The organism is Paenibacillus sp. NPDC057967 (assembly GCF_042887015.1).
Classification (GTDB): Bacteria; Bacillota; Bacilli; order Paenibacillales; family Paenibacillaceae; genus Pristimantibacillus.
Genome location: NZ_JBHVQB010000001.1, coordinates 497,329 through 512,294, shown reverse-complemented (window position 1 = coordinate 512,294; position 14,966 = coordinate 497,329). Strand labels below are relative to the sequence as shown.

Below are 14,966 nucleotides of genomic sequence, written 5' to 3'. Positions count from 1 at the left end.
TAACACTTAAGGGAGGCAATACCTGCTATGTCTAACAAAAAAGCGTTGAAAATCGCCGTTATCGGCGGAGGTTCTTCTTACACACCGGAAATCGTAGAGGGCTTTATCAAGCGTTTCGATGAGATGCCAATCCGCGAGCTGTGGCTCGTCGATATTGAAGCAGGCAAGCATAAGCTGGAAATCGTAGGCGAGCTGGCAAAACGTATGGTTAAGCAAGCTGGCCTGCCGATGGAAGTACATCTGACGCTGGATCGCCGCGAAGCGATTGCTGGCGCAGACTTCGTAACAACACAAATGCGTGTCGGCTTGCTGGAAGCAAGAAAACGCGATGAGCATATCCCAATCTCGCATGGCGTAATCGGCCAAGAAACGACTGGCCCGGGCGGAATGTTCAAAGCGCTTCGTACTGTTCCGGTTATTCTCGATATCTGTAAGGACATCGAAGAGCTAGCTCCGGACGCATGGCTGTTTAACTTCACGAACCCGGCAGGTATCGTAACAGAAGCCGTTCAGAAATACAGCAAAGTCAAAACAGTCGGTCTGTGCAACTCGCCAATCAACTTCTACAAGTTCCTGGCGAAGGAATACGGTGTTACCGAGCGCGACGTATTGCCGGAATTCGTAGGCATCAACCACTTGCACTGGGTAACGGCTGCCTATGTGAATGGCGAAGACAAGCTGCCTGAGCTGATCGGCAAAGGCCGCGAGTACACCGCTTCCAACGTTACAGCGTTTGACTGGGATGCAGACTTCCTGAGCTCGCTTGGCGCGATTCCGACGTACTACCTGCGTTACTTCTACATGACCGACAAAATGCTGGAGGACATGAAAGCATCGCTGGAGAAAAACGGTACACGTGCTGATGTGGTAAGCCGTGTCGAAGCCGAGCTGTTCGAGCTGTACAAGGACGTTAATCTGAAAGAAAAGCCGAAGCAGCTGGAGCAACGCGGCGGCGCTTACTACTCCGAAGCAGCGGTTAACCTGATGTATTCCCTCTACACGGACAGACGTGACATCCAGACGCTGAACGTTCGCAACGGCAACATTATCGACTTCCTGCCTGAGGATGCAAGCATTGAGGTTAACTGTGTTGTAACGGCGCAAGGACCTATCCCGATTCCGCTGCAAAACGTGCCTGCGCATGTAACAGGACTGCTGCATGCTGTGAAAACGTATGAGTCCCTGACCATAGAAGCGGCTATTTCCGGCGACAAAGGCATTGCGCTGCAAGCACTGGTTCACCATCCGCTTGTACCAAGCGTATCCGTAGCGAAAACGCTGCTGGAAGAGATGCTTGAAGCTAATAAAGAATACTTGCCTAACTTCTTCAAATAAGATCAGGCCTTCCACCAAAGAGGCATAACCCCGCGGGGTTATGCCTCTTTGTGTTATTCACGAGTTTATTGTGGAAAATGAGTATTGCGTATACTCGTTATAGTTGTTATACTTGATATATAACAGACAAACGATTGAGGTGATGAGACATTGTTGCTCGATATCGATCTCCAATCGGAGACGCCAATCTATACTCAGCTGGTAAATGGCATTATTGAAGGCATAGCAAGAGGACAACTGCTGCCCGGTGAAGCGCTGCCCTCGGTGCGATCGCTGGCTGCCGATCTTGGCATTAACCTGCATACCGTGAACAAAGCCTATCATTTGCTGAAGCAAGACGGCTACGTACAGATCAATCGGAAGCAAGGCGTCGTCATCGAGCCGGATGCTTTCCCGCCAGCAGACACAGCGTTCAAGGAACGGCTGGCGAAGCAGCTTCGGCCGCTGCTCGCAGAGGCGATCTGCAGAGGGATGTTGAAGGAAGAGCTCGATGCAGTATGCTCGGCTGTATACGAAGATATGAGATCTAATGAACTGGGAGGCGGATAAGGATGAATGATACTTGGATGATGATACTGGTACTAACTTTGATGGTGCCTATTGTGTTTATTTCGACGATAATCCCGTTTTTGACACGGCGCATCGAGAGCTTCGGCGTGACGGTGCCGGAGGCGGCGCAGCAGGACGCGGATATTAAGGGGTTGCGTAATCAGTTTATATGGGTGAACGGGGGCGCTGGCGTCCTTCTGACAGCCTCTCTGCTGATCTTCTCCCGAGGGACAACGGATGATAAGAGCTGGAGCATTCTGCTGATGGCTCATGTATTCGGCTATCTCATTCTATCTTTCATGATGTATTTGAAAAACCATTATGCCGTGAAACGCCTGAAATCGGTCAAAGGTTGGAACACCGAGAGTGTGCAGCGCGTCGTCGTCAGCACCAAGTTCAGAAACGCGAAGCTTACGTTATCTAACTTTTGGTTCATTCCGCATGTCCTGCTTATTCTGGCTACTGTCCTGATCGGTGTATTGTATTATGATCAGTTCCCGTCACAAATTGCGATGAAATATGGGATGGATGGCGAAGTGACGCGAAGTGTGGAGAAAAGCTACATGTCCGTCATGTGGCCAGGCATTGTGCAAGCCTTCCTGCTTATCGTATTTCTGTTTAGCAACTATGCGATCGGGCTTAGCAAGCAGATTGTAGAAGGAAGCGATCCGGAAGGCTCACTAGCCCGCAATATCAAATTCCGCAGAATTTGGTCGGGTTATCTCATCTTTACGGGCTTTGCGGTAATGGCTCTGCTTGCGCTGTTCCCGATCGGACAACTGCAGGAATGGGGCATTAACGGAACGATGATTGCGACATTCAGCATTGTCGGCGTCATCACGATCTCCTCCATTATTCTCTCCTTCGTCACTGGCCAGGGCGGCAGCAGGCTGAAGCATGCTTCGGATAATCAAAGCCAGACGGTGCCAACACAGGATTTGGACCAGTATTGGAAGATGGGGCAGATTTATTTTAATCCCAAGGACCCGGCTATCTTCGTCGAAAAAAGGTTCGGCATTGGCTGGACGCTCAACTTTGGCAATAAGCTGGGCTGGCTGTTTATCATCGTCATTATAGGGCTGGCGGTATTGCTGCCGTTCATAGTGGAGTAACGAATAGATGAGCCGCATCCTGCAAGCGGCAACTCATAAGAGTTGCGGTGGGCAGGATGCGGCAATTGGCGCCTCGATATGCGCAGACAACGTATCTAAAATGTGATGAAAACGTTTCGTTCGGAAAGATGGTACAATAAACCATTAATCTCGCTTATGTCATTTCGCGTAGCCGTTCAGGAGTACAGAAAAATGGTATTGACAGATGGGCCATTCACATTATTTAATTAAGTTAATTAATTAATATGCAATATGAAATGAGGCTATAAATGTCTAAGGTATCCGCAAAGCAAAAGCATGTCCGAATCACCAATCAAAACTTAATAATCGATACGATCCGCAGACATGACAACGCCACGAGAAGCGAGCTGTCCAAGCTGTTGAAGCTGAGCGTTCCGAGCGTATGTACAAACGTGGATCAGTTGGTGGAGCTCGGAATAGTAAGGGAAACCGAGGATGATTCCACGGGAGTCGGCCGGAAGGCAAGCCGTCTTCGCCTGAATATGAGATATGGCTATATCATCTCCATTGATTTGAGCAATCCTTGCATTACCGTTGCGTTATCTGATTTGAAGCCGGAAGTCATCTCCGAGGTCAAGTTCGATCTGGAGCAGTTTGAGACGGAGCAATTGTTTGGGCTTCTGCAGGAAAAGATCGAAGAGCTGCTGAGCAGAAACGAACTTGACGCCAGCCGGTTGCTTGTCATCTCGATCTCTGTGCCGGGCCGGGTCAATAACGAAGCTGGTATGGTCCAGTGCGGATCATATTTGCAGGCACTCGGGAACGTCGATTTCAGAACGCCGCTTGAGGAGAGATTCGGCGCCAAGGTCCAGCTTCAGAAGGATATCAATGCGGCGGTCATTGGAGAAATCAGCTTCGGCGCCGCGCAAGGCAAGGACAACGCGGTGTTTGTCAGCGCGGATGTCGGCGTCGGTCTGGGCATCGTATTGAACGGCAAGCTCCATTCGGGCAGCAGCCACGCTGCGGGCGAGATCGAAGGTTATGTCATGAATGCTTCCGGAAGCGCTCCCGAAGCGGAGGGGGAGAAGATGCGGCTGCAGCAGTGGACCTCCGTTAAGGCGTTGGTTGACGCCGTGCAAGCCGATATCGATGCCGGCGTAACGTGCAGCATTAACGGCAAGGCTGATTTCAACGCTATTATTCAAGCTACGCAGGCGGGGGACGAACTGTGCGTCAAGCATGTTCGCCAGGCGGCACGGGCGATAGCGGTGTTTGTGGCGAATATGCTGTATTTGCTTGATTTGGAGACCGTCATATTGGGCGGCGGCTTTGTAACGCTGGGTTCCGAATATACCGGCACCGTACAAGCGGAAGTGCAGCGTCTGCGTCCGGGAACGACTGCCAATATTGTGAATACGGGGCTCAAAACGAAAGCGGTGCTTCTCGGAGGCCTGTCGATTGGCTTGGAGACTATATTCCGCGACCTGCTGAAGGAGTAGGAGGAAAGCAAGCGCTTTATAGCGTTTCTTTTCGCCTAATTAATTAATAAACTTAAGTAACTTAAAGCGCTTTATTTTTGGTTGCTGCTTGATTGCCGCATAGCCGGCAGGCAAGTTTCAATAAAAGAACTTAGTCAGAAGGAGAGTTGAGTAATGAAGAAAAAGGCGGTTAACAAAACGGTTGGACTGTTAGTAGTAATGGCGCTGTTGTCGACGCTGCTTGCGGCATGCGGCGGAAGCGACAAGGCGGAGAAGGAGCCAGAGAAGAGCGGCAACAAAGAGATATCGCTCCGCGTGGCGACATCCTTTGCAGGTTCAGATCCTTGGGTTCCGGTATGGACGAAAGCGATTAAGCAATTCCAGGACGAGAACCCGGGCGTGAGAATCGTTGACGAGTCGACGCCGGTCAATCAGGAGGCACTGCGCACGAAGGTGAAAGCGGACGCAGCAACCGGCAACCTGGCAGATGTGCTGTTTTACTTCAATGGCAGTGAAACGGCTATTCTTGCCGATTCGAACAGTATCGTATCGTGGGAAGAGGAGTTTGCCAAGGATCCAGAGTGGGCGAAGCAGTTCAACGCCGGCATTGTAGATAAAGTCAAGTACGACGGCAAGTTGTATGCGCTTCCGTACATCGGCTTCTACGAAGGACTGTTCTGGAACAAAGCGCTGTTCGAGCAGCACAATCTGGAGGCTCCGTCGACTTACGAAGCGTTCATGAAGGCAGTCGATACGTTTGCGGCGACCGATATTATTCCATTCGCGACTTCTCTAACGACCCCATACCTGCAAGAGGCGCTAATTCTGTCGCAAGTAGGACCGGAAGGCCAGCAACAAGCGTATGATCCGTCCTGGGCGCCAGCGCTTAACATCTTCAAGGAGCTCAGTGAAAAAAATGCGTTCCCTAAGGATTCGCTGACGCTGGATGACGATAAGGCGCAATCGCTGTTCGCAAGCGGCAAAGCCGCTATGATGTTCAACGGCTCGTGGACTGCGGCCGGTCTTTCTCAAGATCCGGACATCCAAATTTCCCCGTTCCCGCTCGTGCCGGGCGGCAAGGGCGAAGGTGTAATCGTATCAGGCTTCGGTTCCGGCTGGTATATGAAAAACAGTAAGGATCAAGAAAAATACGACATGGCTCTGAAATTTATCAAATTTATGACGTCGCCGGATATTGCGGGTGAATTTGCGGCGATTGGCGGCACTTATGCGGTACAAACAAAGGCATCTGAGAATACAGCGCAGCTGCTTGTTGACGGCAACGCGATGGTCAGCGCAGCTAAAGACTTTGTAATGCCGATTGACTCTTATGTTTCTCGTGAATCGTATACCCAATTTCTGAATGGCATCGGCTATGTAAGCGCAGGTAGAAAGACGGCTGAGGAAGTACTGGCCGAAGCCAAAAAGCTCAACGATAAAATTCAATAATTTATAATCCGTTAGCGCCGGACAAGGGACAGACTAGTTCCGGCGCTCTCCTATGCTCAAGGAAAGAGGAGGCGTTCAGTCGTGATCTTCAGGGACAAGAGATACATTGTGCTTTTCCTGGCGCCAACGATACTGTTACTGTTTACGTTTTTGCTTTACCCGCTCATTCAATCGCTCTATTACAGCTTTACCGAATGGTATAACTTTTCCAACAATAAAACATTTATCGGGCTTGATAATTACAAGGAATTGGTCAATGACCCCATCGTCGGCATTGCTTTGAAAAATACGCTGATCCTCATATTGGGTGCTGTATTTCTGCAAGCGGGCGGCGGCCTATTGCTGGCACTGTTGACAGACAGCATCAAACGAGGCTTCAAATTTTTCCGGACGGTGTTTTTCTTTCCGATCGTAATCTCGGGAACCGCTATCGGCCTCATGTTCTCGCTAATTTACAACTATGATTACGGCTTGTTGAACGCGATCGTGAGGGCTCTCGGATGGTCCGAGCAAGTGTGGCTGACAGAGAACAGCGCGATCTATTTGGTGCTCGTTCCGATTTTGTGGCAATACGTCGGATTCTATTTTGTTATTTTTCTGACCGGCATGTCCAAAATCCCGGAAGACATCTATGAGTCGGCTGTGCTGGACGGCATTACGGGCTGGCGTAAATCGGTCTACATTACAATACCCCTCCTTCGTGACGTGATTGCGTCCTGTTTGACGCTCGCTACTGCCGGGGCGCTCAAAGTGTTCGACGTCGTGTACATTGTGACCAAAGGCGGACCGCTCAATTCCAGCGAGCTGCTCAGCACTTATATGTACGCCAAGGCCTTCAACGGCCAAAACGCGGGCTACGCAAGTACGATCGTCATTGCGATGATGGTGCTTGGCATCGTCATTACGGTGCTGCTCAACAGACTGGTGAAAAAAGAGGCTGTCAGCTATTAAAAACATGCCGAGCAGCCCGCTAAAGAAGGTGATAAGTAGATGGTTAATAAAATGGAAAAGCCGGGGTTGACCCAATTCGTCGTATACGCGCTGCTTATTCTGTGGGCAAGCACGACAATCTTGCCCTTGTTATGGGTATTGCTGAACAGCTTCAAATCGTCGGAAGAAATTTTGACCCAATCGTTTGCATGGCCCGAAAGCTTTGCTTTCTCGAACTACTTGAAGCTGAACGAATACGGCAACATCAATATTGTCAAAGGCTTTATGAACAGTATGCTCATATCAGGCTCCGTCGTGTTCGGCGTTGCGCTGTTTGGAGGCTTGGCCTCGTTTATTTTGGCCCGCTTTTCGTTCAGGGGCAAAAAATATTTTACGTTTCTTTTTGTCATATGCATGCTGCTGCCGCAGTTCGCCGTTATTATTCCAAACTTCATTATTATTGAAAAGATTGGCCTAAACGGGACGTATCTGTCGGTTATTTTGCCGCAGGTGGCAGGCAATCTCAGCTTTGCGATTATTATGATGACCGCCTTTATGGCTTCCTTGCCGGGCGAGCTGGAGGAAGCGGCAGTCATGGACGGCGCGTCGATCTGGAAAATCTTTTATCGCATTACGATTCCGCTATGCATGCCGATATTCGCTACCGTTTCGATTATGGTGTTCCTGTGGTCGTACAATGAGCTGCTGCTGCCGCTCGTCTACTTGCCGATCCGGGATATGCAGCCGATCTCGGTGCTGCTGTCTCTTGTATCCAACGCCTACGGCACCGATTACGGGGCGATGATGGCGGCGATCACGATTTCGATCATACCGCTGCTAGTGCTATACATGTTTTCGCAGGAAACCGTTATTAAAGGACTTACGGCTGGCGCAGTAAAAGGATAAAAGCCGGAGATTGGTTTGACACCTAGGAGGAGAGAGAAATGACTAAAACATTAAATATAATCGTAATTGCAGCACATCCGGATGAAGCGGAAATTTACGCGGGAGGCACTTCAGCTTTATTCGCAGAGCTGGGCCATCGGGTGAAATTCGTATCCTTGACGAACGGAGATTGCGGACACTATTCGCTTAGCGGCCAGGAGCTTGTCGACAGAAGAACCGAAGAAGCCCATGAGGCGGCGAAGCGGCTGGGCGTCCTTGAATATAGCATTCTGAACATTTCGGACGGCAGATTGTCCAACAGCTATGAAGTAAGAGAGGAAGTCATCCGTCAAATTCGAAATTGGAAAGCAGATATCGTCATTACCTTCCATCCGGACGGTCCGGGCCACGTCGACAACCGGAATGCGGGGAAAATCGTACGCGACGCTGCGGACTTCATTGCGAAGGTGCCGAATGCGGTGCCGGATGCCCCAAGCCTCGATCAATCGCCGCTCTTCCTGCTGATGCCGGACTATGGCAAGCGCGCGAGCTATTCGCCTGATATCGTCGTCGATATCGGACGGACGATCAAGAAAAAGCTGCTGAGCTGTGACGCCCACGCCTCGCAATTCTATGAATTTGCGCCTTGGCAGCGCAATTTGCTGAACGAGGTTCCAAGCACTTGGGAGGAGCGGCGCGAATACATTCTGCATTATTGGAGCAGCTTTATCGACGTTTCTTCGGAAATGCTGCCAGCGCTGGACCGGCTGTACGGCGATAATAAATCCGCGTCCACCGTCTACGCGGAGCCGTTCGAAATTGCCGATTATGGCAGACGGCCTGCCGATGACGAGTTGAAGCTGCTATTTCCGATGCTAAATGATTAATAACGGAAATATTTTGGATGAACACGAATGATTTGGAGAAAAAACGAGTAATTGTTCGTGAAAGTTATTGACAAAAGTGCTGTTCCCTTTTATGATGAGAGACGAATAATAACAAATGCATAGAACTTTTCGTATAATCTCAAGAATCGGCTTGAGAGTCTCTACTCGATCACCGTAAATGATCAGGCTACGAAGAGAGTGGAAGCCCATCGCAGCGGCCCTGCATGGCGCTTTCACCTTTTTGCAGAGCCTAGTCAAAATGCACTCCAGCATTTTTAACTAGGCTTCTTTGTTTGTTCCAACACAATTTTGGGAGGGTATTTATCAAAATGGAACGTTTCTTTCGCTTGAAGGAACTGGGAACAAATGTCAGAACTGAAATCATGGCGGGGCTGACGACTTTCATGACGATGGCCTACATTTTGGCTGTCAATCCGGCAATCTTGACGCCGACAGGTCTTAGCTGGGATGCTGTTTTCCTGGCTACTGCGCTTGCAGCGGGTATTTTCACCATCGCAATGGGCATATTCGTCAACTTCCCTGTCGCACTAGCGCCAGGCATGGGTCTTAATGCATACTTTGCTGCTGTCGTCATCTCATCAGCTGCAACAGGCAAAGAGATTACGCCAGCAATGGGACTTACAGCCGTCTTTATTTCCGGTATTATCTTTATTATTCTTACGGTTACGCAAGTTCGCCAGATGCTGGTCACGGCTGTTCCAGACAGCCTGAAGCATGCCATTACTGTCGGTATCGGCTTGTTCATCGCCGTGATCGGCCTTAAAGGCAGTGGTCTCATGCACATCACGACGTTTGACGATGGTTCGACATTGATTGGCCTCGGCAGCTTCCAAGATGAGACCGTTATTTTCACGCTGATTGCTGTAGCGCTAATCGCGATTCTGATGGTACTCCGCGTTCCTGGCGCGATTCTGTTCGGTATTTTGGGTACAACAGTAATTGCGCTGCTTACGGGTCATGTGAACTTTAGCGATGCGCTCGAAGGAAAAACATGGATTCCCAACTTCTCCGAAATGAACGTATGGCATTTTGATTTTGCAGGCGTTTTTGAAGTGGGTCTCATTACGGTTATTTTGACATTTACATTCGTTGAATTGTTCGATACATTCGGTACGCTTGTTGGTACGGCCAACCGTGCAGGCATTATGAAAAATCCTGAAGAGGGCAAGAAGCGCGTCGGCAAAGCGATGATGGTCGATGCCATCGGCGTTGGCGGCGGCGCGATTCTCGGTACAAGCACAGTAACTGCTTTTGTCGAGAGCTCCGCAGGCATCGCGCAAGGCGGCCGTTCCGGTCTGACTGCGGTTACGACAGGCATCTGCTTCCTGCTTGCGATCTTCCTTGCTCCGCTCGTAGCTCTTGTGCCAGGCGCAGCAACTTCCGCGGCATTGATCATCGTTGGCGTATTGATGGTGCAATCTGTGAAGGATATTGATTTCTCTGACATGGTATATGCGATTCCGGCATTCCTGACATTCGCCATGATGCCTTTCACATACAGCATCGCAAACGGTATTTCCTTCGGTATCGTATCGTACGTACTGCTGGCAGCTGTAGCGAATATCGCTGGCAAAGGCAAATACAAAATCCACATCCTGATGTGGATACTAGCTATTCTCATTATTGCCCGCTATGCCTTTATGGGCGGCGAATAATCAAATGATCGAAGAAGCAGCGCTGGGCCGGCGCTGCTTCTTTTTTTATTGTTTATTTTTTGAAATTCGTAAGGGAACTACGAGACGTTATTTGCCCGTTTTTCTACCAATTTTAAACGTAAAGGAACAGAGAGCCCTTATTTGCTCTCAATGAAACAAAATATGGGTCGGATGGGACAAATAAGGCATTCTAGTTCCGTTAGAACTTATAAACAAATAAAAAACGAAGCATAGAGTCTCTCCGTTCCGTTAGGAGGCAGGATCAGGATCGAACACTTGTGACCTTCAATCATCAGCGGAGAGAGTTCGTTCTGCATAGAGAGGTCATGCGGTATAATGAAGGAAAACGATGAAACGGAGTGTTGGGAGAGCATGCGCCGTATAGATCTGAATTGCGATATGGGCGAGGGCTTTGGCGCCTATTCATTGGGACAAGACGAGGCGATCATGAGACATATATCGTCTGCGAATATAGCTTGCGGCTTCCACGCAGGCGATCCGGGCACGATCAGAAGCACAGTCAAGCTGGCCATAGACTGCGGCACGTCCATTGGCGCGCATCCCGGGCTGCCTGATTTGGCGGGCTTTGGGAGAAGACGGATGGACATTTCGCCTCGTGAAGCCTATGAGATGACGGTGTACCAGATCGGGGCCGTGCAAGCTTTTGCAAGGTCGGAGGGAGCTAGTCTGGCGCATGTGAAGCCTCATGGCGCGTTGTATAATATGGCGGCCCAAGACGAGTCGTTGGCGGAGGCAATTGCCGAAGCGGTATACAAGGTGGATGGAAGCTTGCTGCTGTATGGGCTTGCAGGAAGTGCGCTTATACGCGCCGCCGAGAGAATTGGAGTTCGTGTCGTTCAGGAAGTATTCGCAGATCGTTCCTACGAATCAGACGGCTCCTTGACGGGCCGTTCCCTGCCCGGCGCCGTCATTCATGATTCGGAGGCGGCGGCCGTCCGAGTAGTCGATATGGTTCTGAGCGGCGAGGTCATGTCCAGGCAAGGAACGCCGCTTGCGATACAAGCGGATACCGTATGTGTGCATGGGGACACGCCGGATGCGTATAAGCATGTAATAGCTTTGAGGTCGGCGCTGGCAGCGGCGAATATTGAGGTTGGGGCGCCTGGCAGCCGGATGTGATAAGGGGGAGCTTCTATGAAGGAATGGCGTAATGTTCAGTTCGTGCCGCTGGGAGACTCAAGCGTGCTGGTCCGTGCGGGAGAAGCGATCGACGAGAGCATGCATCGTTGGATCATGGCCGTGATGCAGCTTCTGGAGTCGAAGCGCTTCGAAGGTATGATCGAATGCGTGCCATCGTTCGCAGCGATTGCCGTTCATTATGATCCGCTTACGATATGGCGCAGCCGGTCTCCGCAGGAGCGGGGGCATGAATCGGTATTCCACACGGTATGCGCGCGAGTGAAGGAGCTCTTGTCTCAGTTGCAGGAGAAAGTGGAGAACAGCCTGCAGCAGCAGCGTGTAGTGACGATTCCCGTCTGCTATGGCGGGAATTACGGACCGGACTTGCTGGGGGTGGCCCATCATTGCGGATTGCCGGAGGAAGAGGTCGTTTCCATTCATACGAGCGGCTTGTACCTCGTGTATATGATTGGTTTTGCTCCGGGTTTTCCTTATATGGGCGGCATGTCATCAAGCATTGCCGCGCCTCGGCGCAAGACGCCGCGAACCGGGATACCAGCTGGAAGCGTCGGCATTGCGGGCGCGCAGACCGGCGTCTATCCACTGGCAACGCCCGGCGGCTGGCAGCTAATCGGCAGAACGCCGCTGCCACTCTTCCTGCCGGATCAGCCCATTCCGAGCTTGTTAAGGGCAGGCGATGAAGTGAAATTCGAGGCGATCAGCGAGCGTCAATTCATGGAATGGGAAGCCCTGTACAGGAGTGGCTCTCATCACGGACAGGAGGTAGGCGGAAGATGAGCTTGACAGTACGGAAGCCCGGGCTGCTTGCGACGATTCAAGACCTTGGACGTTACGGCTATCAGCAGTATGGCGTTGTCATTGGCGGCGCAATGGATGTGCCGGCGGCGCGCGTCGCGAACTGGCTGGTCGGCAATGAGGATACGGAGGCTGTATTGGAGCTGACCTTGACCGGTACGGAGCTGAGGGCGGAGCGTGATCTATGGATCGCGATATGCGGCGGCGATATGGGAGTCCAGACAGACGCAGGGGATGAAGTGCCGCTATGGCGTCCAGTCTGGGTATCCGAGGGAACGGTTCTATCGTTCCGCCATTACCAGTCCGGCTGTCGTACGTATGTAGCGATTGCCGGCGGGCTGGAGGCGACTGTGAGCATGGGCAGCCGCAGCACGTACTTGCGCGGGGGCATCGGTGGATTGGGTGGCAGAACGCTGCGCGCGGGGGATCGGCTGGAGGCAAGGCTGCAGAATAGACAAGCCTTAGTCATCGACAAGCTAAAGGCGTCGCCTTCGGGCGGGCTGATGTGGCCGTTATGGCATGCCGGCGGTTTCGCCGTTGCGTCGAGAGACGTCCATGCCGTCCGAATTATGCCGGGCGAGCATCAGCATCTGATGTCGGCTGAAGGGCAGCGGAATCTGTACCATGCGTTGTTCCGTATCGGTTCATCCTCAGATCGGATGGGATACCGCCTGCAAAGCGAACGTAGTCTGACGCTGGTCGAGGGCATGACGGAGCTTATATCCGAGCCTGTCGTCCATGGCACGATTCAACTCCCGCCGGACGGGAATCCGATCGTGCTGCTGGCGGATCGGCAGACGACAGGCGGATATCCACGTATTGGACAAGTCGCCTCCGTAGATATTCCGGTATTTGCCCAGTTGAAGCCAGGGGACGGGATTCGATTTTATCCGGTGACGCCGCTGGAAGCAGAGCGGCTAAAGCTGGAATCAGAGCTGGATATGGATCAGCTGCGGACGATTATCGGCCTGAAGCTGCGTCGCAAAACATAAGGGCGGAGTGCCTGGCCGGTGAGAATATCGATTCTCTCCGGACCAAGGCGTTCCGCCCTTATTTGAAAAATAAGAAATGTGTCGGCAGCTTGCGTAGATTGCCGTCTGATGGCTTGTTAATGACTTTGCCGTTGAAAATAAGCGATGAGGAGCCGCCGCCGTCGAGGTTGTAGGCATCGATTGTGCCGTAACCCCGGAGCAGCGTCTGCAATTCTGCAAGCGTTGCGCCGGAGCTTCCGGCTTCGTTGTAGCCATCCGTGACAAGCAGCAGAAGCTGGTCATCCTTATAATTGGCGATGATCGTCCTCGGCGCACGCTTAGGGCTCGTCTGCCACTTGGCTGGAATCTGCTGCGGCACGCCGCTTTTCAGAAGAACCGGTACAAAGGAAGCGCCGAACTTCGGTTTTTTGGCATCCAATTGATCCTTGCTTGTGAACTTGCCTCCGATCAGCTTATTCTTGTCACTCAATCCAACGAAGAAGAGATCGGAATAGGAAGCCTGAAAGCCGGATACGTATTCGCCATCCGCAATGGTGGTGCTCAGCGGGTACCGCTTGCCGCCGCCGTCCGCGAAACCGCCGGCATTGATGCCAACTGCTGCTTTATGCTGCTTGACTGCTTCCAGTGTCGTCATGGATTTTCCCAGCTCGGAGCCGCCCATCACCATTTTCATCGCGTCATTCGATTTCAGCTGGATCTTGACCGCATAGCTTCGGAAGCTGTCATTCTTCAGATAGAAGAGCTGGGCTCTCAGCTTGTCGGTATTGATGGTGGCGGCAGGCTTGCCGAGCTTGGCTGTAATATTGCTGTCATAGATTTGGAGAGGTCGTTTGGCCTGGGCGGTTGCCGTCTTGGCGATCGCATTCATTTCCGCATTGGTTTTGTTGTACAGCTCGATCTCCGTCTTAATCGATTGGCTGGTATGTACGGCAATGTCTCGTGCCTGGTCGAGGCCAGTTGCTGCTTCTTTCATATAAACGCGGTCTGAGGTCTGCTCCTCCACGCCCGACTCGGTGAGGCTGTCTTGCGACAGCTCAATTGCTGCCGTAGAGAAAAGGAGCCATAGCAGAATGCCAATAAAAGGAGAGAGCGCCAGCAGCGCCGTACGATTCAATGTTTTTACGGTTATGTTCATTTGAGGACATCCAAGCTTTTCTTCAGTTCGTTCAACTGTTTCTTCACTTCATTCAGCTGCGTATACAGCTTGTTGCTGTTGTCCGTCTTGCTGTCGGCATTATCTTTCGTGAAGGTTAGAAGCTCGTTAAGCGCATCTATCTTTTCTTTCAGCAGCGTGATCTCGCCTGCATAGGTAGTCTCCATGGCGGCCAACCGGTCGTCATAAGCCTTCTGCATAGTGGCGATTTGTGCGGAGGTTTGCCTTTCGATATCGGCGGTTATATCCCGCTGCATTTTGTCGCTGTAGAGCTTGGCGCCGAACAGGCCGCCTCCAATTAATAGAATCCAAATTCCGATGAAAATCAGGAACGACGCATTGTTTTTCTTCTTGCGCGTACCCGTCTCCTTGCGGCTTGAGGATGCATGCTCTAATTGCAAATCATTCATTGTGTTCATTCACCTCTTTAGTCTGTTGATTCTGGAAATGTGCGATGGATGAACGAACGTGAAAAGGGATGTCCTGTGCGAATTGCGGCCGCTGCTTGCATGGCATGCGCCAGTCGCGGCTTGTCCGTCTATACTACTAACGACCAATAGCGGCATAAAGGTTGCGAATGTCATCCTATTGTAACAAACGCCA

General features: G+C 51.4%; 14 protein-coding genes and 1 riboswitch. Of the genes, 12 read left to right on the top strand and 2 right to left on the bottom strand.

Annotated features, from left to right (window positions below; genetic code table 11):
- Nucleotides 1-27 precede the first annotated feature (27 nt).
- The 12 genes from ACFVSO_RS02130 (at nt 28) to ACFVSO_RS02075 (ending at nt 13,210) form a co-directional block, all read left to right on the top strand.
- Entirely contained in the window at nt 28-1,335 is a 1,308-nt protein-coding gene (locus tag ACFVSO_RS02130; protein ID WP_387469594.1) for a 6-phospho-beta-glucosidase, read from the top strand.
- A 150-nt stretch (nt 1,336-1,485) separates the two neighbouring features.
- Entirely contained in the window at nt 1,486-1,884 is a 399-nt protein-coding gene (locus ACFVSO_RS02125; RefSeq protein WP_387469591.1) for a GntR family transcriptional regulator, read from the top strand.
- Between the two features lie 2 nt (nt 1,885-1,886).
- The gene (locus ACFVSO_RS02120; RefSeq protein ID WP_387469589.1) at nt 1,887-2,996 is read left to right on the top strand and encodes a DUF1648 domain-containing protein; all 1,110 of its coding nucleotides are present in this window, start codon (nt 1,887-1,889) and stop codon (nt 2,994-2,996) included.
- Nucleotides 2,997-3,265: 269 nt separating this feature from the next.
- A complete protein-coding gene (locus ACFVSO_RS02115) occupies nt 3,266-4,456 on the top strand; it encodes an ROK family transcriptional regulator (RefSeq protein ID WP_387469587.1) in 1,191 nt (396 codons plus the stop codon).
- A gap of 153 nt (nt 4,457-4,609) precedes the next feature.
- Entirely contained in the window at nt 4,610-5,884 is a 1,275-nt protein-coding gene (locus tag ACFVSO_RS02110) for an ABC transporter substrate-binding protein (RefSeq protein ID WP_387469585.1), read from the top strand.
- An 81-nt stretch (nt 5,885-5,965) separates the two neighbouring features.
- Nucleotides 5,966-6,835 (top strand): carbohydrate ABC transporter permease, encoded by an 870-nt coding sequence (locus ACFVSO_RS02105; RefSeq protein WP_387469583.1) that lies wholly within the window; start codon nt 5,966-5,968, stop codon nt 6,833-6,835.
- Nucleotides 6,836-6,874: 39 nt separating this feature from the next.
- Nucleotides 6,875-7,720, top strand: a complete 846-nt coding sequence (locus ACFVSO_RS02100; protein ID WP_387469581.1) for a carbohydrate ABC transporter permease — start codon at nt 6,875-6,877, stop codon at nt 7,718-7,720.
- Between the two features lie 38 nt (nt 7,721-7,758).
- A complete protein-coding gene (locus ACFVSO_RS02095; protein WP_387469579.1) occupies nt 7,759-8,586 on the top strand; it encodes a PIG-L deacetylase family protein in 828 nt (275 codons plus the stop codon).
- 109 nt (nt 8,587-8,695) lie between these two features.
- Nucleotides 8,696-8,796: riboswitch (purine riboswitch) on the top strand.
- 119 nt (nt 8,797-8,915) lie between these two features.
- Nucleotides 8,916-10,262, top strand: a complete 1,347-nt coding sequence (locus ACFVSO_RS02090; RefSeq protein WP_387469577.1) for an NCS2 family permease — start codon at nt 8,916-8,918, stop codon at nt 10,260-10,262.
- 372 nt (nt 10,263-10,634) lie between these two features.
- Complete coding sequence (locus ACFVSO_RS02085) at nt 10,635-11,402, top strand: LamB/YcsF family protein (RefSeq protein WP_387469575.1); 768 nt, start codon at nt 10,635-10,637, stop codon at nt 11,400-11,402.
- 15 nt (nt 11,403-11,417) lie between these two features.
- Nucleotides 11,418-12,200, top strand: coding sequence for a 5-oxoprolinase subunit PxpB (gene pxpB, locus ACFVSO_RS02080; protein ID WP_387469573.1), 783 nt, complete (start codon nt 11,418-11,420; stop codon nt 12,198-12,200).
- Nucleotides 12,197-13,210 (top strand): 5-oxoprolinase subunit C family protein, encoded by a 1,014-nt coding sequence (locus ACFVSO_RS02075; RefSeq protein ID WP_387469571.1) that lies wholly within the window; start codon nt 12,197-12,199, stop codon nt 13,208-13,210. The genes pxpB and ACFVSO_RS02075 overlap by 4 nt, the downstream gene beginning before the upstream one ends.
- Before the next feature lie 58 nt (nt 13,211-13,268).
- On the opposite strand, the gene ACFVSO_RS02070 is transcribed toward ACFVSO_RS02075, so the two are convergent.
- Together ACFVSO_RS02070 and ACFVSO_RS02065 are read right to left on the bottom strand one after the other, a co-directional pair.
- Nucleotides 13,269-14,345, bottom strand: a complete 1,077-nt coding sequence (locus tag ACFVSO_RS02070; protein WP_387469569.1) for a phosphodiester glycosidase family protein — start codon at nt 14,343-14,345, stop codon at nt 13,269-13,271.
- Nucleotides 14,342-14,773 (bottom strand): hypothetical protein, encoded by a 432-nt coding sequence (locus ACFVSO_RS02065; RefSeq protein WP_387469567.1) that lies wholly within the window; start codon nt 14,771-14,773, stop codon nt 14,342-14,344. The genes ACFVSO_RS02070 and ACFVSO_RS02065 overlap by 4 nt, the downstream gene beginning before the upstream one ends.
- Nucleotides 14,774-14,966 lie beyond the last annotated feature (193 nt).